A 21931-nucleotide genomic window follows, 5' to 3' on the forward strand; every position below is an offset into this window, starting at 1 on the left:
TGTACAATGGACTGATCGACAACCGGATGCAGGGCCGCGATGCGGGCCGCGTCCAGCGCCACCAACGCAAGATGGCGCGCCAGCACGATCGCCTGATCGCACAGCCTGCGCGCGCCGCGCGCTGCGTGCCGCCAACGTTTTTCCGACATGGCCATCACCTACAAGACTTCCGAAGACCTCGCGCGTTTGCGCGTTTCCGGCCGGCTCGCCGCCGACGTGCTCGCGATGATCGGCGAACACGTGAAGCCCGGCATCTCGACGGGCGAACTCGACGCCATCTGCCACGATTACATCGTCAACACGCAGAAGGCGATTGCCGCGAACGTCGGCTATATGGGCTTTCCGAAGACGATCTGCACGTCGGTCAACTCCGTCGTGTGCCACGGCATTCCCGATCGCGGCGAGGTTCTCAAGGACGGCGACATCATCAACGTCGACGTGGCCGTCATCAAGGACGGCTATTTCGGCGACACGAGCCGCATGTACACGGTCGGCGAGCCGAGCGCGGTCGCGAAGCTGCTGATCGACACGACCTACGAAGCGATGCTCGCGGGCATTCGCCAGGTGAAGCCGGGCGCGACGCTCGGCGACGTCGGCCATGCGATCCAGAAGGTCGCGCAGCGCGAGGGCTTCTCGATCGTGCGCGACTACTGCGGACACGGCATCGGCAAGGTGTATCACGAGGACCCGCAGGTGCTGCACTACGGCCAGCCGGGGCAGGGCGTGCGCCTGAAGCCGGGCATGGTGTTCACGATCGAGCCGATGGTGAACGCGGGCCGTGCGGGCACGACGGTGATGCGCGACGGCTGGACGGTCGTCACCAAAGACCGCTCGCTGTCCGCGCAATGGGAGCACATGGTCGCCGTCACCGACGACGGTTACGAGCTGCTCACGCCTTGGCCCGACGGCACGGGGCGCTACGAGGCGCCCTGACGCGCGGGGCGCGGTGCCGGTCGGCTTGAAATCTGGCATCTGGGATCTCGCGTCGTTGCGCGCGGAAAGGCCGGAGCGGAAGGCCGGCACCCATTGCGCTCGACGCAATGCACAAAAACGGGCGGATAGGCACGCCGGCTTCGTTGTCGGCATGTCAACCCATGCGTGCCCGCACGCACTGCGCCGAATTAAAGATTTGACTCGCGCGCCCGTTCGGTTGAAGCTACGCCCTAGCGTTTCACCCGGATGACATAAGGGATTTCAAGGGATTTCGACCGCATGAGTCCTTCACTGACCGTTCGCCGCATCGCAGCCGATCAGGGTGCTGTCTTCCGTGAGCTTCGTACCGCATCGCTGCGCGAAGCGCCTTACGCATTCGACGAGACACTGGAAGAAGCGATGTCTGCCGATGCGTCCAAGTTCGAACAGACGGCCGCGCGGCATGCTGCTTCCACCACGTCGACGTCGTTCATCCTCTACACGGAAGGCCATCCGGCCGGCCTGATCGGCGCCTGCTTCGAAGACGCTGCGTCGCGCCGCGCGTTCGTGAGCGAGCTTTGGGTGGCGCCCGCTGTGCGGCATCTGCGCGGCGGCGAGCTGCTCGTCAACACGGCGAGCGACTGGCTCGCGGCAGGCGGCGCAACGGAGATCTACGCGTGGATCGCCGACGAGAACCGCAACGCGATGCGCTTCTACGAGCGGCTCGGCTTCGGCCCGACGGGCGAACGCGAGCGCATTCCGCGCGCGCCGGACCAGTTTCAGACACTGCTCGTGCGGCATGTACCGCACCACGCGGCTTCGGCCGACGATACCGACACGCCTGGCTAGCCGCCCGGTGCACGACGGCTTCGCGGGGCGCCTGTCCAGCACGCTCCGGCCGGCTTCTTCCTCATCTTCCGCCGCTCGTTTTTACGCTTTTTGCCGGTTCGTCCTGCGCCGATCTGGCGCGCACGCGGCATTTTGCTGTCGCGTGAAGACTTATAGGCAAAAAAGCTCACCGTTCGCCTGGACGCCTGTAAAATACGCAAAATTTTTTGCCGAACGCTATGTCGCCCAGGAAATCGCCATTTTTTGAACTGCGCAGTGGCGCGGTCGACACGCTGCTGTTTGTCGTCAAGACGACCAACCTCGATGAGATGCGTGCCGAACTGACCCGGCGCTTCGAGGCGACGCCCGAATTCTTCGCCAACGATACCGTTGCGATCGACGTGCGCCGTCTCGCCGAGAATGAACGCGTACCACTCGCCGACATCGCGAAGCTGCTCGACAGCGTGCGCATGCGGCCGATCGGCGTCGTGGCCGACAGCGCGCAGCACGCGTGGGCGAACGAAGCGGGGCTGCCTTTGCTCGATGCGCGCGATCCGCGCGCGAGCAAAGGCAACGGCGACGAAGGCAATGAAGCGGGCAAGCGTGTGGCGGAAAAGAGCGCAGCGGAAAAAAGCGCAGCACCCGCGGCCGAAAGCGCGGCGCCCGAGCCGGAGCAGGCGCCGTCAGCCGCTGCCGAACCCGTGCGCATCTCGTCGCAGACGATGGTGGTCGACAAGCCGCTGCGCTCCGGCCAGCGCATCTACGCGAAGGGCGATCTGGTCGTCCTCGGCATGGTGAGCAACGGCGCCGAAGTGATCGCGGAAGGCAATATCCATATTTACGCGCCGTTGCGGGGCCGCGCGCTCGCGGGCGTGCATGGCAATCACGACGCGCGCATTTTCTGCACGTGTCTCGAACCGGAACTGATTTCGATCGCGGGCATTTACCGGACGACCGAAAACCCGCTGCCCGCCGACGTGCACGGCAAGCCGGTGCAGATCTGGCTCGAAGACGAAAAACTGATGATCGAACCGCTGCGGCTCACCTGATGCGTGAGCCGCGCATGCAGTGCGCGTGTCGCGCGATGGAACTACCGCCGGACTCAATAGACGAATTGACGAACACAAGGTAAAGGGTAATGGCAAAAATCATTGTGGTGACTTCGGGCAAGGGTGGCGTAGGCAAGACGACGACCAGCGCGAGTTTCGCCTCGGGTCTCGCGCTGCGCGGCTCGAAAACGGCGGTGATCGATTTCGACGTCGGCCTGCGCAATCTCGATCTCATCATGGGCTGCGAACGTCGCGTGGTGTACGACCTGATCAACGTGATCCAGGGCGAAGCGAATCTGAACCAGGCGCTGATCAAGGACAAGAAGTGCGAGAACCTCTACATCCTGCCCGCGTCGCAGACGCGCGATAAGGATGCGCTGACGATGGAAGGCGTCGAGAAGGTCATCAACGACCTGACCAAGATGGACTTCGAATACATCGTCTGCGATTCGCCGGCGGGTATCGAATCGGGCGCGCTGCTCGCGATGCACTTCGCCGACGAAGCGCTGATCGTGACGAACCCGGAAGTGTCGTCGGTGCGCGACTCGGACCGCATTCTCGGCATCCTGTCGTCGAAGACGAAGCGCGCGATCGAAGGCAAGGAGCCGATCAAGGAGCATCTGCTCATCACGCGCTACAACCCGAAGCGTGTCAGCGAAGGCGAGATGCTGTCGCTCAGCGACATTCAGGAAATCCTGCGCATCGAGCTGATCGGCGTGATTCCGGAATCGGAAGCCGTGCTGCACGCGTCGAACCAGGGCCTTCCTGCCGTGCACATGGACGGCACGGATGTCGCGGAATCCTATAAGGACGTCGTGTCGCGTTTCCTCGGCGAGCAGAAGTCGCTTCGCTTTACCGATTATCAAAAGCCGGGCCTGCTGCAGCGCCTCTTCGGCACCAAGTAAAGGGAGGCGCACCTGATGTCGATTCTTTCGTTTTTGCTGGGCGAGAAGAAAAAGTCCGCGTCGATAGCGAAGGAACGCCTGCAGCTGATCATCGCGCATGAGCGCGTCGGCGGCAAGGCGCCCGCCGATTATCTGCCCGCGTTGCAACGTGAACTCGTCGCCGTGATTTCGAAGTACGTGAAGATCTCGGACGACGATATCCGCGTCAATCTCGAACGCCACGACGATCTCGAAGTGCTCGAGGTCAAGATCGAGATTCCGCAGGTCTGATCGGTCTTTAGCTTCAACTTCGTCTATCGCGTGATGCGCGCCATCGTCGTACGGTGGCGTGCATTTTCGTGCCTGCGTTTCGCGCGTCGTTATCGTGCGGTTCCATCGTGAGTTTCCATCGCGCATTTTCATCGCGCGCTTTCTACTGCGCTTCTTTCTGCGCGTCTTCTCAAGCTCCCCCGAAATAAACCGTTGCACTTGAGGGCATGCCGTAACACGGCTTCTGTCAGCCCCTTCGTCACCTCGCGCATTGAACGGACAACGCCATCATCGGCGCTGACACATGAGGTGAAAACATGAACCGATCGATTCGTCTGCTCGCCGCTTCCGCTGTGCTCGTGGTATCCGGTCTGTCCGCCGTCGCGTCCGCATCGGCTGCCGAAGTGGTCATCGTGGCGCCGGGCGCGCCGCCCGTCGAGCGCTTCGAAGCCGTGCCCGCACCGCGCGCGGGCTATGCATGGGACAAGGGGCACTGGCGTTGGGACCACGGCCGCTATGCGTGGGTGCCGGGTCACTGGCAGGTCCAGCGCGTCGGGTATCACTGGGTGCCTGGCCACTGGGTCGAGCATGGTCCGAACTGGCGCTGGGTCGAAGGCCATTGGGCCTGACCGGCTGAATGAACGTCCAGCGGATGTCGATGCCGCGCGTTAATTCCATCGCGTGCGCAACATCGATGTCCGTTGCCCGAACGCGCCCAAGAGCGCGCTTACGCAACCATCAAGGGAGTCATCACATGAGAAAAAGGACCTTGCTCGCGATCGCCGTGCTGGCGGTCACGTTGGCCGGTTGCGTCGTCGTACCGGCACGTCCTGTCTACTATCATCCGATGGGCGTCGTTGTGTATTGACGTTGTGGGAGGTCGGGCGCGCGTTCCGCGTGGGACGGCGCCCGATTTTTTCGCGGGCGTGTTTCTGTTGCCGGCGGTTGCTAGCGGTTGCTGACTACTCGCGCTCACCCTGCGCTTCGGACTCGGAAGGCTCCGCGGGCAGTTCCGGCGAAGCGGCGGGCGCCGGCAGCGGCGCCATATAGCGCAACGAAAGCGCCTCATACAACGGCGGCGCAAACAGCCTCGCGACGCGGCTCGAAATCAGCGCAGTCGCCATCAGCGAAATCACGAGCGCATGCCCGTTGATCATCTCCATCACGATCACGAACGACGTAATCGGCGACTGCGTCACCGCCGCGAGATAACCGACCATTGCAAGCGCAATCAGCATCGGCAGCGGCATGTCGGTGAACAGCATGTGCAGCACGTTGCCGAAGCCCGCGCCGATCGACAGCGAAGGCGCAAAAATGCCGCCCGGAATGCCCGGCAGATACGAGCCGACCACCGACGCCAGCTTCAGCAGCGGATAGAACACCGACAGATGCTCGCTGCCGTACAGCAGTCCGCGCGCTTCCGCGTAGCCGCTGCCGAACGTCGTGCCGCCCGAGATCAGTCCGATCAGCGCAATCACGACGCCGCACAACGCGGCGAACGCGACAGGCCGCTCGGCGTGCAACTGCCGCAGCGGCGCGGGAATCCAGCGCGCGGTGTTGAGCAGCAGCCAGCCGAACACGCCGCCTGCAATGCCCGTGACGATGCCCGTGACGACGACGGCCACCGCGAACAGATCGGGAAAGTGCGTGCCGATGTCGATCGTGCCGAAGTATGTGTAGTTGCCGTTCAGTCCGAGCGCGACGATACCCGCGATGATGATCGCCGTGATCAGCACGCCGCTCGCGCGCGCTTCGAAGCTGCGCGTGAGTTCTTCGATGGCGAAGACGATTCCGGCGAGCGGCGTGTTGAACGCCGCCGACAGACCCGCCGCCGCGCCCGCCAGCACGAGCTGCCGTTCGATCTGCGAGTTCGAGCGCGGGTAGAGCCGGCGCAGGTTGAACATCAGCGCGGCGCCGACCTGCACAGTCGGCCCTTCGCGTCCGATCGTGAAGCCGCCGAGAATCGCGAGAAACGAAACGGCGATCTTGCCGAGCAGGATCGGGAACGTCAGCAGCCGCGCGCCGGATGCGCCCGGGTTCGTGTGCAGTGTCGCGATGACCTGTGGGATGCCGCTGCCTTCAGCGCCTGGAAAGAAGCGCCGCGTGAGCCACACGGACGCGGCCGCGACGGCGGGCGTCAACGCCAGCGGCAGCCACCAGTGCTGCTTCTGCAGGCCGAGGAAAGCGTTGTAGCCCAGATCGATCAGCCGCGCATAAAAGACGGCCGTCAGGCCGACGGCGATCGCGCCCAGCCAGAAGATGCCGTACTGGCGCCAGAGACGCCGTACGCGTCGGCCGATGCTCGAGGACAGCATGGGTGACATGGGAAGCGGGCGAAGGGCAAAGCGGGAATTATAGCGGCGCGAGCGGCGTCGGCGCCGCGAAGGGCGCGCGGTGGCGCGCGATACGGACACGCGAAAAGGCCGCGACGGATGCGAGCCAGCAGGAAGCCTCGCGGGTGCCGGGCGGCCGCCGTCTGTCGAGGCACGTAACGCCCGGTAACGACAGAGCGGCTACCGCAAGATTTGCCTCTGCGCGCTTTTCAGGCAATTCTTTTGATCTCGGCTAAAATTATCGATTGCGATCGCGCAGGCTCAACGGGCAATCAATGAAGCGAATTCTCATCGTCAAAGTCACCTCCATGGGCGACGTAATACAGGCGCAACCGATCGTCTCGGACCTCAAGCGCGCGTTTCCTGGCGTAAAGGTGGACTGGGCCGTCGACGAATCCTTTGCGGAAATCGCCCGCTGGAATCCGGGCACCGACCGCGTGCTCTGCGCGCCGCTGCGCCGCTTCAAGAAGGCGCGCCGCTGGGGAGACTTCAAGGCCATCGCGCAGTCCATCGGCGAATTGCGCGCGCACCGCTACGACTTCGCACTCGACATTCACGGCGTCTACAAAAGCGCGATCATCGCGTTCCTGTCGCGTTCGCGGCAGCGGCTCGGCTACCGGTCGAAAGACCTGGGCGAGCGCGGCGCCGCGTTCGCCTACACTGGCCGCTTCGCGCCGCCGCGCGACAGGAACGCCTGGAACGCCATGCGCGAGACGGTGAGCACGGCGCTCGGCTACCCGCTCGAAGGCCCCGCCGATTACAACCTGCGCATTCCCGCACCCGCGAAGCCGCTCGTCGACACGGGCGGCCGGCCGCTCGCGATGCTGTTCCACGCTGCATCGAAGGACGACAAGAAGTGGCCGGCCGATCACTGGATCGCGATCGCGCGTGATCTCGTGCGACGCGGCTTTCACGTCGCCGTGCCGTGGGGATCACCTGCCGAGCGCGAAGAGGGCCTTGCCATCGTCAACGAAGTGGAAGGTGCGGAACTGCTGCCGCAACTGAGCGTCACCGAAATCGCACAGGTGATCGCGGCGTCGGACTTCGTGATCGGCGTCGACACCGGCTTCGTCCATCTCGCGCACGCGCTCCAGAAGCGCACGGTGATGATCTTCATCGCGACATCGCGCGAAATCTTCGGCAACAACGTGCCGTTCCGATCGGTGTCGATTGGAGATGGCAACTCCGTGCCGCCTATCGCCGAGGCGCTCGCAGCTATCGATCACGTGCACACGGACCCACTGACGTTGGACGGACGCGGGAAGTCGGTAGCGGCGGCCTGAGGCCTGTTCGCGTGGATCAGGGTGGCCCGCAAAAAAGAAAAGAGGCGCACGCGCAGTTCGCCCAATTTCGGACGCCGTCGCGAAACGCCTCTGAAAAGCCCACGCCTTAAGCGCGGACCGAGAGGAAACCTGCAGAACAAACCGATACAACATCCGTAAAGACAGCGCGGGTACGGACAAGTTCAACCATTTTTCATTGATTTTTTCAGCGGCCTTGGGGACCGGTTTTATGCCGGTTTCGCGGCCATTCGTTCGCTGCCGCCGTCCATTTGCCTCGCGCCCGCCTCGCTCTCCGCCGCTTTCTGGCATTACACGGCTGTTAAAACTGTCGCTTTTCATTTGGCATCGGCGCTGCCTTCGGACCAATTCGCCTGGGCCATTAGCGCGGCCGCCGCATGGATCGCGCGTTGGCGTGCCTGCCGAGGCTTTCCCGGCGGTCTTCATGCGCATTGGGTCAGATCGCGACGCACGGATTGCCTGCCGGACGACGGCACGGCGCGTCGCGAGGCGTTTTCTCCCGTGTAACACAACCCCAGTGGACGCTTACAAATTGCAACGCTCGTCCCGGACGGGTTCGTGTTCAATCGAGGTCATTCGGGGTTCGCTCGAATAACGACACTGACTCAAAGGGAGAAAAAACGTGAAACGCTTGATGTTGGCTCTGGTGACGGGCGCGCTGCTGGCTGCATCGCTCAGTGGCTGTATCGTGGTGCCGGAAGGCGGCGGCTATCACCATCATCATGACTACTACTACCGCTGATCGGGTAACGGACGCTGATGGCCACCGCTCAGGCCATCAGCATTTCGAAGGCGACGACGGCGGCGATGGCCGCCGCGTTCGCCGCAACCGCTTCGACGACGATGCCTTTCCACGTCGCCGGCTTGAAGCGCAGCGCGAGCAGCAGCGAGCCGAGCAGCGCGAGTGCGATGATCACGACGACGTCCGCGTTGTGAAGATGTAAGTCCATCGATGCCTCCCTCAAACCACCTTGTTGTCGGTTCGAGTATAGGCATGCCAAAAAGGGCCGCGAAAACGGGGGTTTCCCTGTCCGCGTTCGCCCGGAGTCGGCTTTTCAGCGCCGGTGTCCGCATCGAGGAGCGGCGGCTTTCGGCTTTGAGATCGTTTGATGATTCAAACGGAACGGCCCCGGCGCAGATCGCTTGCGCAGGGGCCGTTTGCTTCGCTGGAACAGACGGCGGCGCGAAGCGTTACATCAACCTTGCATCGCGCGTCTCGCGCATGCACAGCACGCCGAGCAGACTCAGCACGGCGGCAGCCGACACATACAGGCCGACCCACGACAGACCGCCCTTTGCGGCGAGCATCTGCGCGATGTACGGCGCAACCGACGCGCCCAGAATCCCGCCTAGGTTGTAGGCGACGCCCGCGCCCGTATAGCGGACGTTGGTCGGGAACAGTTCAGGCAGCAGCGCGCCCATCGGCGCGAACGTCACGCCCATCAGGAACAGTTCGATGATGAGGAACAGCTGCACGAGCGCCATCGAGCCGCTGCCGAGCAACGGCGCCATCGCGAAGCCCGACAGGATCGCGGCGATGCAGCCGACGATCAGCACCGGCTTGCGGCCGAAGCGGTCGCTTGCCCACGCGGAGAGCGGCGTCGCGAGCGCCATGAACACGACGGCGACGCACAGCATGCCGAGGAAGCTCTGACGCGAGAAGTGCAGCGTCGACACGCCGTACGACAGCGAAAACACCGTCGAGATATAGAACAGCGTGTAGCAGACGACCATCGCGAACGCGCCGAGCAGCACGGGCCACAGATGACGGCCGAGCAGCGTCGCGACGGGGACGCGCACGCGCTCCTGACGCTCGATCGCGGCCTGGAAAGCGGGCGTCTCGGCGATCTTCAGGCGCACGTACAGGCCGAGCGCGACGAGCACCGCGCTGACGATGAACGGCACGCGCCAGCCCCAGCTGCGAAACTGCTCGTCCGACAGCGACAGCGCGAGACCGAAGAACAGGCCGTTCGACGCGAGAAAGCCGATCGACGGTCCGAGCTGCGGGAACATGCCGAACCAGCCGCGCTTGCCCGCGGGCGCGTTCTCGGTGGCGAGCAGCGCCGCGCCGCCCCATTCGCCGCCGAGTCCGATGCCCTGGCCGAAGCGCAGGACGCACAGCAGGACGGGCGCGAGGCTGCCGATCGAATCGTAGCCGGGCACGAAGCCGATCAGCGTCGTCGACACGCCCATCACGAGTAGCGAGGCGACGAGCGTCGATTTGCGGCCGATGCGGTCGCCGAAGTGTCCGAACAGAAACGAGCCGATGGGCCGCGCGATGAACGCGATGCCGAACGTGACGAATGCCGACAACGCCTGAGCCGTCGCCGAGCCGTGCGGGAAGAACACGGGTCCGATGACGAGCGCGGCGGCCGTTGCGTACACGTAGAAGTCGTAGAACTCGATCGCGGTGCCGATGAAGCTCGCGAAGATCACGCGCGAAGCGCTGCTCTGGCGGCCCGCGCCGGACTGCGCGCGGGAGAGGGGCGAGGTGGACATGCAGGGTCTCCAAATGTCGTGACGCAGCCGCGAGGGGCGGGCGGTGCGTCTTTGTGTGTCTGGTGTGAGCGTAGCGGGTGCGCGCGCGTGATCGTGCAGACGGCGGTGCAAACAGCGCCACGGACCGCGATGCAAACCGTGGTTCAAGCGGCGAGGTGTGCAAGCGCGATGCAAGCTCGATACAGGCGGTGGACTCGCGACGCGAGACGTTGCAACTGCAACGAATCGACAGCTTGCATCATGCTGACGGCTTCGATCGTCGCGAAGAACAACGCGTGGCGTCGAAGCGAAGCACGATACAAACGGGACGGACGCGCGCGCGGGTGGCGCGGCAACGTGACGGTCGGACTGCGCGAGGCGAGCGGGTAGGCTTGTGGCACGCAGCGATTGCCGGCTAACCCGGCGGGTGTTTAAAAAATTATAGCGACGGCGGGCGGCGCGCAGCAAGGCGCGCGTTCGGAGCGCGGCCGGCTGCCGCGCGCTTTTCTGTTAGTCGAGCGTCTGCGCCTGTGGCGATGCGAACGTACGCAACTGGAATTTGCCGTTGTCGTTGAAGAGCCAGTCTTCGAACAACTCAACCTGGCCTTTCGTGTTCAGCAGTTTCGCGGGCGGCAGCGGCAACGGCGCCGAGCGTCGCAACGTGGCGAGCGCGGTGCTCTCCGCTTCATCGTCGCCGTTCGTGCGATACACCGACGATGCCACGATCTGTCCATCGCGATCGACGACGAACGACACGACGACGAGCGAGCGCAGCATCGCCTGCGGATTGCCTCGCAGCACATAAGACGGGTTGCGCTCGACGATGCGTTGCGCGACGGCCGAGCGGTACTGATCGAGCGTCGCGCTGTTGATAGCGGCGGGCGGCACGACGGCCGCCGGTCGTTGAGGCGGAGTGATCGTGAAGTTGCACGCTGCTGTACCGAACAGCGCAAGAGCGAGTGCCGCCGCTCGCCTGATTGCTGGATTGACGCGGCTGTGAAGCGAGAGGGTGGGCATCGCAATAACTCGCACGCGAGATGTCTCTTCATCGTAGGCGATGCATATTGCGATTCAATGAGCGTTGCTACCGATGTGAGAGGTAGCGCGCAATGGGTGTGAATTGCCGTGCTCGTCGTCATTCGCTCGCCGCTTGAGCGACATGCGTTGTTTGACGATCGTGTGGTGCGGGCAGGACCGGAATTCGAACGAGCAGGTTTTGCATGTCCGCGAGCGAACGTTGCAGCAACCGAGAAGGAGGTGAGAGGCGCGGCGCTCGAAGCGCTGCTCGAGGCGAGATGGCGGAGGGTGTGGGATTCGAACCCACGAAGGCCGTAAAGCCTTGCCGGTTTTCAAGACCGGTGCATTCAACCGCTCTGCCAACCCTCCGAGCCCGAAATTGTAACCTGAAACGCTTCGCTCACGGGCAACAAACGATGGAGCCGATCAAGGCTCCTTCAGAAACAGCGCTTGAAGATCGTTGAGGAATGCCTGTCCGAGCGGCGTCGGCGCGATCTTCTCATGGTCGCGCGAGATCAGGCCGCGACGCTCCGCTTCCTGCAACGCTGGCTCGATCGATGTCATCGGCAGACCCGTGCGCTCGATGAACCGATGCACGGGAAAGCCCTCAACTAGCCGCAGCGCGTTCAACATGAATTCGAACGGCAGATCGCGCGCGCCGACTTCATGCTCTTCCTGCACGGCGTTACCCGAACGCGCTTCTTCGATGAACGTCGCGGGATGCTTGAAGCGCATCTGCCGCAGGATACGGTTCGGAAACGACAGCTTCGTATGCGCGCCCGCGCCGATGCCGAGATAGTCGCCGAAGCGCCAGTAGTTCAGATTGTGCTTGCTCTGCCGATGCGGTTTCGCATACGCCGACACCTCGTAGCGCTCATAGCCCGCTTCGCGCGCGCGCTCGTGAATCCAGTCCTGCATGTCGGCGGAAGCGTCGTCGTCGGGAAGCGGCGGCGGAAACTTCGCGAACAGCGTGTTCGGCTCGAGCGTCAGGTGATACAGCGACAGATGCGGCGGCGCGTACGACAGCGCCGTCTCGATGTCCGCCTGGCATTCGGCCAGCGTCTGCTTCGGCAGCGCGAACATCAGGTCGAGATTGAAATTGTCGAACGTCTTTGCCGCGACCTCAACGGCATGGCGCGCCTGCGCGGCATCGTGAATGCGGCCGAGCGCCTTCAGATGCGTTTCGTTGAAACTCTGAATGCCGACCGACAGCCGGTTCACGCCGCTCACGCGAAACTGCGCGAACTTGTCGGCTTCGAACGTGCCGGGGTTCGCTTCGAGCGTGATCTCAGCGTCGGCATCGAGCGGCAGCAGCGCGCGCACGTCGGACAGCAGCCGATCGAGTCCTTTCGCGGACATGAGACTCGGCGTCCCGCCGCCGATGAACACGGTATGCACCTGCCGGCCCCACACGAGCGGCAGCGCGCGTTCGAGATCGCTGCGCAGCGCGTCGAGGTAATCGTCCTCGGGAAACGCGCCGCCCTTCGACTCGTGCGAGTTGAAATCGCAGTACGGGCACTTGCGCACGCACCACGGGAAATGCACGTAGAGCGCGAGCGGCGGCAGCGATGTCAGACGGATGCTGCCGGGCGACGTGAACGCCTTGATTACGCCCGCCCCCGTCGTCGATGCGTGGCTCACGCTTCCTCCTTCAGCCGCGCGAACAGTTGCTGCAACGCGATCGCGCGATGGCTGCTCGCGTTCTTCACGGCGGGGTCGAGTTCGGCCGCCGTCGCGCTCAGCGCGGGCAGATAGAAGTACGGGTCGTAGCCAAAGCCGTTCGCGCCGCGCGGCGCGCCCAGCATCTCACCGTGCCAGCGGCCTTCGGCGATCAGCGGCTCGGGGTCGTCCGCGTGACGCACGAGCGCGAGCACGCAGAAGTAGTACGCGCGACGATCGTCCACGTTCTTCAACTGCTCGACGAGGCGCGCGTTGTTGGCCGCGTCGCTCTTCTCGCCGCCCGCGAGCTGCGCGTAACGCGCCGAATACACGCCCGGCGCGCCGCGCAGCGCGCGCACGCACAAGCCGGAGTCGTCGGCGATCGCGGGCAGGCCCGTCAGTTTCGACGCGTGACGCGCCTTCGCGAGCGCGTTTTCGACGAAGGTCGGATGCGGCTCTTCCGCTTCGGTCACGTTCAGCGCGCCTTGCGGAATCAGCTCGATCCCCGCCTTGCCGAAGAGCGCCGCGAACTCGCGCAGCTTGCCCGCGTTGTTGGACGCGAGGACGATCTTGTGCAGCGCCGGCTGCATCGAAAGCGCCGCGCCGTCGCGACGGTCATTCATCCTTTATCTCCAGAGCCGCCTTCTGCTTCGCGATCAGCGTCGCGATGCCGCTTTGCGCGAGATCGAGCAGCGCGTTCATTTCGCCGCGCGAGAACGGCACGCCTTCCGCCGTGCCCTGAATCTCGACGAAGCCGCCGTCGCCCGTCATCACGACGTTCATGTCGGTATCGCACTGCGAGTCCTCGTCGTAGTCGAGATCGAGCACGGGCACGCCGTCGAACACGCCGACGGAAACGGCGGCGACATAGTCGGTGATCGGCGACGTTTCGATGCGGCCCGTCGCGAGCAGCTTCGCGACGGCATCGTGCGCGGCGACGAACGCGCCCGTGATGCTCGCCGTGCGCGTGCCGCCGTCGGCCTGGATCACGTCGCAATCGATGTTCAGCGTGCGCGTGCCCAGGCGTTCGAGATCGAACACGGAGCGCAGCGCGCGGCCGATCAGGCGCTGGATTTCCTGCGTGCGTCCCGTCTGCTTGCCACGCGCGGCTTCGCGGTCGCTGCGCGTGTGCGTCGCGCGCGGCAGCATCCCGTATTCGGCCGTGAGCCATCCCTGGCCGCGGTCGCGCAGGAATGCGGGCACAGTCTCGGCGATGCTCGCTGTGCAGATCACCTTGGTGTCGCCGAATTCGACGAGCACGGAGCCTTCCGCGTGCTTCGTATAGTGGCGCGTGATGCGCACGTCGCGCAGCTGATCGGCGGCGCGGCCGCTGGGGCGTTTCGTGATGTCGTTCATCGTCGGAATCAAAGGGAAGAAGGGCGGAAGGAAACTGCAATTTTACCGCCGATCGGTCCGGCGACGCCCGTGCGCAACTGTTTTCCGACCGACTCGCCAATAGCCACGCGCCCCGATGCATCGGTGCATGAACGGCGAGCGCGAGCGCCGAACGAGGTCGATGCATGCGTCGTCGCGCTATGCGATTTTTGCTCGCGTCGCAGCGCATGCAAAATGCCTCATGGCCGGGTTCACCCGCAGGCGCCGTCCGGCGAGTCCCTGCGCCCGGCCGGCCCGGCAAAAATGGGATAATGCGCGTTCCCTGCCTCGCGTCTCGTACACGCCAGGCGACTCGAATCCCTGGTCGTGCGATGTGATCGCACATTCGCGCGACCGCAATCGCGAGACCTATCATGATCTACAGTATGACTGGCTATGCGAGCGCCACGCGCGAACTCGCAGCGGCATCGGGCAACGGCGGCGTCAGCGTGTCCGTGGAATTGCGCACGGTGAACTCGCGCTTCCTGGACCTCAACTTCCGGATGCCGGAAGACGTGCGCGTCTGCGAGCCGACGCTGCGCGAAATGCTGATGAACAAGCTCTCGCGCGGCAAGGTCGACATCCGCATCAACCTGCAGCGCAGCGAGCAGGCGGCGAACGCGGGCGCGCTCAACCGCGATGCGCTCGCTCAGCTCGCGGTGCTGGAACGCGCGGTGCTCGACGCGTTTCCTGACGCGGGACGTTTGCGCACGGGCGAAATCCTGCGCTGGCCGGGCGTGCTCGCCGAAAGCGGCGTGTCGCCGGAAGTGCTGCGCGATGCCGTGCTCGAATGCGGCAAGCAGGCGATCGGCGATCTGATCGACGTGCGCGGCCGTGAAGGCGCGCAGCTCGCGACGATGTTGCTCAACAACGTCAGCGAGATGGAAGCTATTGTCACGAAGATCACGCCGCTCGTGCCGGATCTGATTGCGAAGCATCAGCAGAAGATCGTCGAGCGTCTGCAGGAAGCGCTCGGCATCGCCGCGCCGGATACGGCGGCGACGATCGTGTCGCGCGAAGAGATCGCCGAGCGCATCCGTCAGGAGGTGACGATGTACGGCATTCGCATCGACATCGCGGAAGAGCTGTCGCGCCTCACCGCGCATCTGAACGAAACGCGCCATGTCATCCAGAAGGGCGGCAAGGTCGGCAAGCGTCTCGACTTCATGATGCAGGAGCTCAACCGCGAAGCGAACACGCTTGGCTCGAAGGCGGCCGCGAAGGAACTCGCCGATTCGTCGATGACGCTCAAGCTGCTCATCGAGCAGATGCGCGAACAAGTACAAAACCTGGAGTAATACGGGAGTATCACCAGCATGACCGAAGCCAAACGCAATCCATACGCAGGCGTCTATCCCGGCAACCTGTTCATGGTCGTCGCGCCGTCGGGCGCCGGCAAGTCGACGCTCGTCAACGCGCTGCTCGCGCGCGACTCCGCGATCCGTCTGTCGATTTCATACACGACGCGTCCGCCTCGTCCGAAAGAGCAGGACGGTGAGCACTATCACTTCACGACCGTCGAAGATTTCCTCGCGCGCCACGATGCGGGCGAGTTTCTCGAAAGCGCGGAAGTGCACGGAAACTACTACGCCACTTCGCGCGTGTGGATCGAAGAGCAGATGAAGAGCGGCCACGACGTGCTGCTCGAAATCGACTGGCAGGGCGCGCAGCAGGTGAAGAAGCAGTTCCGCAATGCCGTCGAGATTTTCATCTTGCCGCCGTCGCTCGAAGCGCTCGAAGAGCGCCTCAAAAAGCGTGGCCAGGACGAGCCGAACGTGATCACGCGACGCCTTCTCGCAGCGGGCAGCGAGATGGCGCACGCGGCGGAAGCGGAGTATGTCGTGATCAACGAAAAGTTCGATCACGCGCTCGCCGAACTGCAGTGCCTCGTCTCGGCGACACGCTCGCGCTTCACATCGCAATACGCGCGCCACACGGACCTCTTCATGCAGCTCGGCATTCACTTGCCGCACGTCTGATACGGGCGAGCTCTCGAGGACATAAGGTAGAATAACCGACATACAGAGAAGGAATTATCAACATGGCCCGCATTACCGTCGAAGACTGTCTGAAACAGATCCCGAATCGTTTCGAACTGGCGCTTGCCGCGACCTATCGCGCACGTCAGCTCGCTCAAGGCCACACGCCGAAAATCGAAAGCCGCGACAAGCCCACGGTCCTCGCGCTGCGTGAGATTGCGGCTGGCCAGGTTGGCGTCGAAATGCTGAAGAAGGTGCCCGTCTAAGGCGCGCTTCAACTTTCGATCGTCATGTAACTCAACCCAACGCGTGCAGACGGCACAATCGCAAAACGGAGGCGACCATGAGCACCAACCCCTCGCCATCCGCAACGGAAGTGGAACACGCTGCCCACGAACACGATAGCGAATCGCCATCGTCTGCACGCAAGTACATCGACGCGGTCCTCGAACAATCGTTTCGCCATCTGTTCGGACCGACCGCCACGCCGGAGCAGCCGCGCCGGCATGACGTCGTCTCGATCGCCAAGCTGACGTCCGCGCTATCCGGCTATCTGAGCCCGGAAGAGATCAAGGAAGTCAAAGCGGCTTTCCACTTCAGCGACGAAGCCCACCTCGGGCAATACCGTCAAAGCGGCGAACCCTACATCACGCACCCAGTGGCCGTCGCGGAGATCTGCGCGGCCTGGAAGCTCGACGCGCAGTCGATCATGGCCGCGCTCCTGCACGACGTGATGGAAGACCAGGGCGTGACCAAGACCGAACTCGCGGAGCGCTTCGGCGCGAAGGTCGCGGAACTGGTCGACGGGTTGTCGAAGCTGGACAAAATGGAGTTCCGCAATCGCGAGGAAGCGCAGGCGGAGAACTTCCGCAAGATGCTGCTCGCGATGGCGCGCGACGTGCGCGTGATTCTCGTGAAGCTCGCGGACCGGCTTCACAACATGCGCACGCTCGGCGCAGTGCCGCCGGAAAAGCGCCGCCGCGTTGCGCGCGAGACGCTCGACATCTACGCACCGATCGCACACCGGCTCGGCCTCAACAACACGTATCGCGAGTTGCAGGACCTGAGCTTCGCGAACTTCAATCCGCATCGTTACGCGACGCTCGAGAAGGCCGTGAAGGCGGCGCGCGGCAATCGCCGCGAAGTGGTCGGCAAGATTCTCGAATCGGTGCAGCGCGCGATTTCGGATGCGAAGCTCGACGCCGAGGTGACGGGCCGCGAGAAAACCATCTTCAGCATCTATAAGAAGATGCGCGACAAGCAGCTGTCGTTCTCGCAGGTGCTCGACGTGTACGGCTTTCGCGTGGTCGTCGAGAGCGCGCTTGAATGCTATACGTGCCTCGGCGCGTTGCACGCGCTCTACAAGCCGGTGCCGGGCAAGTTCAAGGACTACATCGCGATTCCGAAGGTCAACGGCTACCAGTCGCTGCATACGACACTGGTGGGGCCGTTCGGTGCGCCGATCGAGTTCCAGGTGCGCACGCGCAAGATGCACGAGATCGCGGAGGCGGGCGTCGCCGCGCACTGGCTGTACAAGAACGGCGGCGCTGATCTGAACGACGTGCAGAAGCGCGCGCATCAGTGGCTCAAGTCATTGCTCGACATTCAGAGCGAAGTCGGCGATTCGAGCGAGTTCCTCGAACACGTGAAGATCGATCTGTTCCCGGATGCCGTCTACGTGTTCACGCCGAAGTCGAAGATCATGGCGCTGCCGCGCGGCGCCACGGCGCTCGACTTCGCGTATTCGATCCACAGCGATCTGGGCAACCAGTGCGTCGCGGTGAAGATCAACAACGAACTGCTGCCGCTGCGCACCGAGCTGAAGAGCGGCGATATCGTCGAAGTGATCACCGCGCCGTATTCGAAGCCGAATCCCGCGTGGCTGGGCTTCGTGCGCACGGGCAAGGCGCGTACCGCGATCCGCCACTATCTGAAGACGATGCGCCTGAACGAGTCGGTGCAGCTGGGCGAACGCCTCGTCGATCAGTCGCTCAAGGGCTATGGGCTGTCGCTCACCGACGTCACGCCGGAAGTCTGGGACAAGCTCGTGCTGTGGACGGGCAACAAGAACCGTCAGGAAATCTTCGCGGATATCGGTCTCGGCCGGCGCGTCGCCGCGGTGATGGCCAAGCGCATCGAAGTGCTGATGAGCGGCCGCGAAGGCCATGAAGCCGACGACGAGAACCCGCGTGCCGAGCAGGGCGCGACGCCGAGTGCGCCGCCCGTCGTCATCACGGGCACGGAAGGGATGTCGGTGCAGCTTTCCGCCTGCTGCCGGCCGATTCCCGGCGACGACATCATGGGCTATATCGGCATCGGCCTCGGCATGGCGATCCACACGACGGATTGCCGTGTCGCGCAGCGCATTCACAGGCGCGACCCGGGCCGCTGGATCGACGTCGCGTGGGCGCCGCAGCCGGGGCGTCTGTTCGACGTCGCGGTCAAGGTGCTGGTCAAGAACACCAAGGGTGTGTTCGCGCGCGTCGCGGCGGATATCACGTCCGCCGACGCGAATATCGTCCACATTGCGATGGACGAAGATCAGTCGCAAGAATCGACGGTGCTGCGTTTCGTCATTCAGGTGAGCGACCGCGTGCATCTCGCGAACGTGATGCGCCGCGTGCGGACCAATCCCGACGTGATGCGCATCGCGCGCGAACGTCCGAGCGAGGAAGGGCATCGTCATCACGACGGCGGCATGCGGATCGAACGCGAGCGCGCCGATTACTGAAATCGAAGTTGAGCGGCGGGCGCGCCGTTTGCACCACTGCGCGCAAGCTTCTGCCTGTTTTCACGGGAACGACGCGATGAACGTAGCTGATCTCTCCGGCCTCGCGCTCGACTACTGGGTCGCACGCAGCCTGCACGACTTCGTGCGCGAAATCCACTTCACCGATAGCGGCCGCGTCGTCTCGATACGCGGCAACGACCGCGGCCGTGCCTGGGATGGGCGCTTCACGCCGTCGACGTCCTGGGAAGCGGCGGCCGTCGTGCTCGAACGTGCGCAGCGGCTCGAAGTGCGCGAGCGCACGCGCGACGGCTCGGCACATTGCGTCGCCGATTTCGAGGGCGGGCACGGGACGGTGTCGGCGCATGGTGAATCGCTGCGTAACGCGCTGCTGAGAGCCTTCGTGATCAGCCGCTTCGGCGATACCGTCGACGATGTGCTGCGCCAGCCTCAGGCGCTCTTTGGGATGCGCGCGACGCCGATCGGCGAGCAGGCGTCGCCGTTGGGCATCGAGAACGAACTGCCGAAGCCTGATGGCGAGATCGGCGATATCAAGTCGACGCCGCGTTGACGAGGCCTCACGCGCAGGACGATCGGGGAAAGAAGGCAAAAACGGTCGCAGAAAGACAAAGGGCCTTCCGGATGGAAGGCCCTTCATGGGTGGCGCGGCTGGCAGGATTCGAACCCACGACCCCTTGGTTCGTAGCCAAGTACTCTATCCAACTGAGCTACAGCCGCACGCTAAACTTGAACTGCTGGGTGGTGACGCGTACTGCATCGCGTGCAACCCGGTGAAACGAAAGGGCCTTCCTGAAGGAAGGCCCTCGAAAGAGGTGGCGCGGCTGGCAGGATTCGAACCCACGACCCCTTGGTTCGTAGCCAAGTACTCTATCCAACTGAGCTACAGCCGCACGCAGAAATGAGATTATAGCAATGTCTCGGAAAAAGGGAAGGGCTAACCCTGAAATTTGTGACAGTGGCCGTATCATGTACGCTTGGTATTGGGATGTCCGCTTTAACGCTGAATCATCATGAACAAAGCCTTTGTCAAAGAATCGACTGACGAGAGCGACGACGACTTCGAAGCCGCTCAACCCGACGTGCCCGCGGGCGCGAAGAACTACATCACGCCTGCCGGCTACGGGCGCTTGCGCGATGAACTGCTGCATCTGATCGACGACGAGCGGCCCGACGTGGTCAAGCTGGTGTCGTGGGCGGCATCGAACGGCGACCGCTCCGAAAACGGCGACTACATCTATGGCAAGCGGCGGCTGCGCGAAATCGACCGTCGTATCCGCTTTCTGACCAAGCGCATCGATCTGGCCGAGGTCGTGCACAGCAGCCGGCAGGAAAACACGGATCAGGTGTTCTTCGGCGCGACCGTCGAATACGCGACGGAAGACGGCGAGACACACACGGTGAAGATCGTGGGCATCGACGAGGTGAATCTGGACGAGGGGCACGTCAGCTGGATCTCGCCGGTCGCGCGCGCGTTGCTGAAAGCGAAGATCGGCGATCAGGTGACGTTGCATACGCCTGCGGGTCCGCAAACGATCGATGTGCTGGACGTGACCTATCCGACGCGCGAGGAAGAGGGGGACGCGTAGGCGGCTCCAAAGGCCCGTGACGGCTGTGTAGCGTCGCCGATGAAGAGCACCGAGGGCCGAAAAACGAGGGCCAGCGCGAAAAACGAGGACGAAAAAAAGGCGCCGCAAGCGGCGCCTTTTCCATGCTGCGAGTACTGCTGATGCTTAGAAGCGGTGGCGCAGGCCAGCCGTCACAGCGACTTGCTTGTTGTTGCCTGAAGCAGCCAGACCGTTGATGTCTGCATTGACGATCGCGTTTTCGTTGACTTGCTGGTATTCGCCCTGCAGGTACACGTCGGTGCGCTTCGACAGTGCATATGCCGTTTGCAGGTTGAACTGGTTCCAGTGCGGACGCGTGCCAGCCAGGCTTGCACGGGTGTACGTGTACGAACCAGCGATGCTGACTGCCGGCGTCAGAGCGTAGCGTGCATTCGCCTCGAAGTTCTGGAAGTGAGCGCTGCTGCCGCCGAAGCCGCCGACGCCGGCCGTTTGACCCGATGCGCCCGCGCCGATGCCCGACAGGCCCGACAGGTTCGTCTGCGAGTACACGAGGCCAGCCGTTGCCGGGCCAAACGTGTAGTTCAGGCCTGCGCCCCACGTTTGTTGACGCTGCGCGAAGAACGTGTTGTCGCCCGTCACTGCGCCGCCCGAGTTGAACGCCGCCGTGTTGCTTGCCAGCGAGCCGTTGCTGTTCAGTTGCAGGTAAGCAGCCGCGAAGTTGAAGCCTGCGAAGCTGTACGATGCGCCCGCGCTGTATGCACGGTTGTTCGCGAAGCCGTTAGCCTGGTTCGAGAAGCCGTACAACGCGCCGAACTTGAAGCCCGCGTAGTTCGCGCTCGTGTATTTGACCGAGTTGTTGATACGGAACGAGTTGTTCAGGTTGTCGTTATCGAACGGGTGGGCGAACTGCGTGCCACCGTATTGCGTACCCGTCAGCGTCAGCGGGGCAACATAGTCGACCATGCTGTCATATTGACGGCCGAGGGTCACCGCACCGTACTGGTCGCTTGCCAGACCGACGAACGCCTGGCGGCCGAACAGACGGCTGCCTTGCTTCAGCGTGCCGTCATTGATGCCGAAACCGTTTTCCAACGTGAAGATTGCCTTCAGGCCGCCGCCGAGGTCTTCAGCGCCGCGCAGGCCGAAACGGCTGCCGTTCACCGAACCCGTCGTTTCTTGCCAGTTGCTATGGCCGTGCTGGTTGTTCGTGTAGGTGATGCCGGCGTCGATCAAGCCGTACAGCGTGACGCTGCTTTGCGCATGCGCAGCCGTTGCAAATACGCCCGTCAGGGCAGCGACCATGAGAGTCTTTTTCATCTTTGTAACTCCGAGAACAGGATGGGTTTTAGTACCCAGGCTTGAAGGAAACTTCACGCGAGCGCTGCGAGAGGCAAATCGCGTGAACAACGCACGGTGACCGACGTGCGTTCGTTTCCGGGTAGCCAAAGTGTAGAGACGTGGCTTGCCAGATGGCCGTTCCGAATTTCGCAATAAAGTATTACAGGATAGGAAATTATCGAGCGAAGGCCTGAA

22 protein-coding genes and 3 tRNA genes are annotated in these 21931 nt (G+C 63.5%); 14 read left to right on the forward strand and 11 right to left on the reverse strand.

Annotated features, from left to right (window positions below):
- Positions 1–147 precede the first annotated feature (147 nt).
- The 6 genes from map (at position 148) to BN2476_RS30820 (ending at position 4572) form a co-directional block, all read left to right on the forward strand.
- Complete coding sequence (gene map / locus BN2476_RS30795; protein ID WP_087737978.1) at positions 148–933, forward strand: type I methionyl aminopeptidase; 786 nt, start codon at positions 148–150, stop codon at positions 931–933.
- Positions 934–1212: 279 nt separating this feature from the next.
- Complete coding sequence (locus tag BN2476_RS30800; protein WP_087737979.1) at positions 1213–1761, forward strand: GNAT family N-acetyltransferase; 549 nt, start codon at positions 1213–1215, stop codon at positions 1759–1761.
- Positions 1762–1979: 218 nt separating this feature from the next.
- Positions 1980–2789, forward strand: coding sequence for a septum site-determining protein MinC (minC, locus tag BN2476_RS30805; protein ID WP_087737980.1), 810 nt, complete (start codon positions 1980–1982; stop codon positions 2787–2789).
- 89 nt (positions 2790–2878) lie between these two features.
- On the forward strand, positions 2879–3694 hold the full coding sequence (gene minD, locus BN2476_RS30810) for a septum site-determining protein MinD (protein WP_087737981.1): 816 nt from the start codon (positions 2879–2881) through the stop codon (positions 3692–3694).
- Positions 3695–3709: 15 nt separating this feature from the next.
- The gene (gene minE, locus BN2476_RS30815; protein ID WP_012400068.1) at positions 3710–3964 is read left to right on the forward strand and encodes a cell division topological specificity factor MinE; all 255 of its coding nucleotides are present in this window, start codon (positions 3710–3712) and stop codon (positions 3962–3964) included.
- A 296-nt stretch (positions 3965–4260) separates the two neighbouring features.
- Positions 4261–4572 (forward strand): YXWGXW repeat-containing protein, encoded by a 312-nt coding sequence (locus BN2476_RS30820; protein ID WP_087737982.1) that lies wholly within the window; start codon positions 4261–4263, stop codon positions 4570–4572.
- A 333-nt stretch (positions 4573–4905) separates the two neighbouring features.
- Here the strand turns inward: BN2476_RS30820 and BN2476_RS30825 are convergent, their stop codons facing one another.
- Entirely contained in the window at positions 4906–6267 is a 1362-nt protein-coding gene (locus BN2476_RS30825; protein ID WP_087737983.1) for a chloride channel protein, read from the reverse strand.
- A 284-nt stretch (positions 6268–6551) separates the two neighbouring features.
- Here BN2476_RS30825 and waaC point away from each other — a divergent pair, with 284 nt between their 5' ends.
- On the forward strand, positions 6552–7559 hold the full coding sequence (gene waaC, locus BN2476_RS30830; protein WP_087737984.1) for a lipopolysaccharide heptosyltransferase I: 1008 nt from the start codon (positions 6552–6554) through the stop codon (positions 7557–7559).
- A 788-nt stretch (positions 7560–8347) separates the two neighbouring features.
- Here waaC and BN2476_RS30845 read toward each other — a convergent pair.
- Positions 8348–8527, reverse strand: a complete 180-nt coding sequence (locus BN2476_RS30845; protein ID WP_087737987.1) for a hypothetical protein — start codon at positions 8525–8527, stop codon at positions 8348–8350.
- A gap of 241 nt (positions 8528–8768) precedes the next feature.
- Positions 8769–10076: an MFS transporter gene (locus BN2476_RS30850; RefSeq protein ID WP_087737988.1), complete on the reverse strand. Its 1308-nt coding sequence runs from the start codon at positions 10074–10076 to the stop codon at positions 8769–8771.
- A 240-nt stretch (positions 10077–10316) separates the two neighbouring features.
- Here BN2476_RS30850 and BN2476_RS49380 point away from each other — a divergent pair, with 240 nt between their 5' ends.
- Entirely contained in the window at positions 10317–10445 is a 129-nt protein-coding gene (locus tag BN2476_RS49380; protein WP_268957965.1) for a hypothetical protein, read from the forward strand.
- Between the two features lie 120 nt (positions 10446–10565).
- Here the strand turns inward: BN2476_RS49380 and BN2476_RS30855 are convergent, their stop codons facing one another.
- The 5 genes from BN2476_RS30855 to rph all read right to left on the reverse strand — a co-directional run bounded on the left by BN2476_RS30855 (position 10566) and on the right by rph (position 14087).
- Positions 10566–11072, reverse strand: a complete 507-nt coding sequence (locus BN2476_RS30855; protein WP_087737989.1) for an energy transducer TonB — start codon at positions 11070–11072, stop codon at positions 10566–10568.
- Positions 11073–11351: 279 nt separating this feature from the next.
- Positions 11352–11441, reverse strand: a tRNA-Ser gene (locus BN2476_RS30860).
- Positions 11442–11498: 57 nt separating this feature from the next.
- Positions 11499–12713 carry a radical SAM family heme chaperone HemW gene (gene hemW, locus BN2476_RS30865; protein WP_087737990.1) on the reverse strand — a complete coding sequence of 405 codons (1215 nt, stop codon included), beginning with the start codon at positions 12711–12713 and terminating at the stop codon, positions 11499–11501.
- The gene (rdgB, locus tag BN2476_RS30870; RefSeq protein WP_087737991.1) at positions 12710–13354 is read right to left on the reverse strand and encodes an RdgB/HAM1 family non-canonical purine NTP pyrophosphatase; all 645 of its coding nucleotides are present in this window, start codon (positions 13352–13354) and stop codon (positions 12710–12712) included. Before rdgB ends, hemW begins: the two co-directional genes overlap by 4 nt.
- Positions 13347–14087: a ribonuclease PH gene (rph, locus tag BN2476_RS30875; RefSeq protein ID WP_087738081.1), complete on the reverse strand. Its 741-nt coding sequence runs from the start codon at positions 14085–14087 to the stop codon at positions 13347–13349. The genes rdgB and rph overlap by 8 nt, the downstream gene beginning before the upstream one ends.
- Positions 14088–14479: 392 nt before the next feature.
- Between rph and BN2476_RS30880 the strand changes: the two genes are divergently transcribed.
- From BN2476_RS30880 to BN2476_RS30900, 5 genes are all read left to right on the forward strand, one after another.
- On the forward strand, positions 14480–15403 hold the full coding sequence (locus tag BN2476_RS30880) for a YicC/YloC family endoribonuclease (protein ID WP_087737992.1): 924 nt from the start codon (positions 14480–14482) through the stop codon (positions 15401–15403).
- Positions 15404–15421: 18 nt separating this feature from the next.
- Positions 15422–16084 carry a guanylate kinase gene (gene gmk / locus BN2476_RS30885; protein WP_087737993.1) on the forward strand — a complete coding sequence of 221 codons (663 nt, stop codon included), beginning with the start codon at positions 15422–15424 and terminating at the stop codon, positions 16082–16084.
- A gap of 62 nt (positions 16085–16146) precedes the next feature.
- Positions 16147–16350, forward strand: a complete 204-nt coding sequence (gene rpoZ / locus BN2476_RS30890; RefSeq protein WP_087737994.1) for a DNA-directed RNA polymerase subunit omega — start codon at positions 16147–16149, stop codon at positions 16348–16350.
- Between the two features lie 77 nt (positions 16351–16427).
- Positions 16428–18815 (forward strand): RelA/SpoT family protein, encoded by a 2388-nt coding sequence (locus BN2476_RS30895; RefSeq protein WP_087737995.1) that lies wholly within the window; start codon positions 16428–16430, stop codon positions 18813–18815.
- Positions 18816–18891: 76 nt separating this feature from the next.
- Entirely contained in the window at positions 18892–19383 is a 492-nt protein-coding gene (locus BN2476_RS30900) for a phage protein NinX family protein (protein ID WP_087737996.1), read from the forward strand.
- Between the two features lie 90 nt (positions 19384–19473).
- Here BN2476_RS30900 and BN2476_RS30905 read toward each other — a convergent pair.
- Both BN2476_RS30905 and BN2476_RS30910 read right to left on the reverse strand, forming a co-directional pair.
- Positions 19474–19550, reverse strand: a tRNA-Arg gene (locus BN2476_RS30905).
- A gap of 96 nt (positions 19551–19646) precedes the next feature.
- Positions 19647–19723, reverse strand: a tRNA-Arg gene (locus BN2476_RS30910).
- Between the two features lie 120 nt (positions 19724–19843).
- Here BN2476_RS30910 and greB point away from each other — a divergent pair.
- Positions 19844–20419 carry a transcription elongation factor GreB gene (greB, locus tag BN2476_RS30915; RefSeq protein ID WP_087737997.1) on the forward strand — a complete coding sequence of 192 codons (576 nt, stop codon included), beginning with the start codon at positions 19844–19846 and terminating at the stop codon, positions 20417–20419.
- A gap of 144 nt (positions 20420–20563) precedes the next feature.
- On the opposite strand, the gene BN2476_RS30920 is transcribed toward greB, so the two are convergent.
- Positions 20564–21715, reverse strand: a complete 1152-nt coding sequence (locus BN2476_RS30920; protein WP_087737998.1) for a porin — start codon at positions 21713–21715, stop codon at positions 20564–20566.
- Positions 21716–21931 lie beyond the last annotated feature (216 nt).

This window comes from Paraburkholderia piptadeniae (genome assembly GCF_900007165.1).
Lineage (GTDB): Bacteria > Pseudomonadota > Gammaproteobacteria > Burkholderiales > Burkholderiaceae > Paraburkholderia > Paraburkholderia piptadeniae.

What these genes read in the sequence shown, in the direction of transcription:
- greB (WP_087737997.1), top strand. Translation starts at nt 19,844, where the DNA reads ATGAACAAAGCCTTTGTCAAAGAATCGACTGACGAGAGCGACGACGAC.
- BN2476_RS30825 (WP_087737983.1), bottom strand. Translation starts at nt 6,267, where the DNA reads ATGTCACCCATGCTGTCCTCGAGCATCGGCCGACGCGTACGGCGTCTC.
- map (WP_087737978.1), top strand. Translation starts at nt 148, where the DNA reads ATGGCCATCACCTACAAGACTTCCGAAGACCTCGCGCGTTTGCGCGTT.
- minD (WP_087737981.1), top strand. Translation starts at nt 2,879, where the DNA reads ATGGCAAAAATCATTGTGGTGACTTCGGGCAAGGGTGGCGTAGGCAAG.
- BN2476_RS30850 (WP_087737988.1), bottom strand. Translation starts at nt 10,076, where the DNA reads ATGTCCACCTCGCCCCTCTCCCGCGCGCAGTCCGGCGCGGGCCGCCAG.
- minC (WP_087737980.1), top strand. Translation starts at nt 1,980, where the DNA reads ATGTCGCCCAGGAAATCGCCATTTTTTGAACTGCGCAGTGGCGCGGTC.
- rdgB (WP_087737991.1), bottom strand. Translation starts at nt 13,354, where the DNA reads ATGAATGACCGTCGCGACGGCGCGGCGCTTTCGATGCAGCCGGCGCTG.
- BN2476_RS30920 (WP_087737998.1), bottom strand. Translation starts at nt 21,715, where the DNA reads ATGAAAAAGACTCTCATGGTCGCTGCCCTGACGGGCGTATTTGCAACG.
- BN2476_RS30855 (WP_087737989.1), bottom strand. Translation starts at nt 11,072, where the DNA reads ATGCCCACCCTCTCGCTTCACAGCCGCGTCAATCCAGCAATCAGGCGA.
- rph (WP_087738081.1), bottom strand. Translation starts at nt 14,087, where the DNA reads ATGAACGACATCACGAAACGCCCCAGCGGCCGCGCCGCCGATCAGCTG.
- BN2476_RS30800 (WP_087737979.1), top strand. Translation starts at nt 1,213, where the DNA reads ATGAGTCCTTCACTGACCGTTCGCCGCATCGCAGCCGATCAGGGTGCT.
- BN2476_RS30900 (WP_087737996.1), top strand. Translation starts at nt 18,892, where the DNA reads ATGAACGTAGCTGATCTCTCCGGCCTCGCGCTCGACTACTGGGTCGCA.
- BN2476_RS30820 (WP_087737982.1), top strand. Translation starts at nt 4,261, where the DNA reads ATGAACCGATCGATTCGTCTGCTCGCCGCTTCCGCTGTGCTCGTGGTA.
- minE (WP_012400068.1), top strand. Translation starts at nt 3,710, where the DNA reads ATGTCGATTCTTTCGTTTTTGCTGGGCGAGAAGAAAAAGTCCGCGTCG.
- gmk (WP_087737993.1), top strand. Translation starts at nt 15,422, where the DNA reads ATGACCGAAGCCAAACGCAATCCATACGCAGGCGTCTATCCCGGCAAC.
- BN2476_RS30880 (WP_087737992.1), top strand. Translation starts at nt 14,480, where the DNA reads ATGATCTACAGTATGACTGGCTATGCGAGCGCCACGCGCGAACTCGCA.
- BN2476_RS30895 (WP_087737995.1), top strand. Translation starts at nt 16,428, where the DNA reads ATGAGCACCAACCCCTCGCCATCCGCAACGGAAGTGGAACACGCTGCC.
- BN2476_RS30845 (WP_087737987.1), bottom strand. Translation starts at nt 8,527, where the DNA reads ATGGACTTACATCTTCACAACGCGGACGTCGTCGTGATCATCGCACTC.
- waaC (WP_087737984.1), top strand. Translation starts at nt 6,552, where the DNA reads ATGAAGCGAATTCTCATCGTCAAAGTCACCTCCATGGGCGACGTAATA.
- rpoZ (WP_087737994.1), top strand. Translation starts at nt 16,147, where the DNA reads ATGGCCCGCATTACCGTCGAAGACTGTCTGAAACAGATCCCGAATCGT.
- BN2476_RS49380 (WP_268957965.1), top strand. Translation starts at nt 10,317, where the DNA reads ATGCTGACGGCTTCGATCGTCGCGAAGAACAACGCGTGGCGTCGAAGC.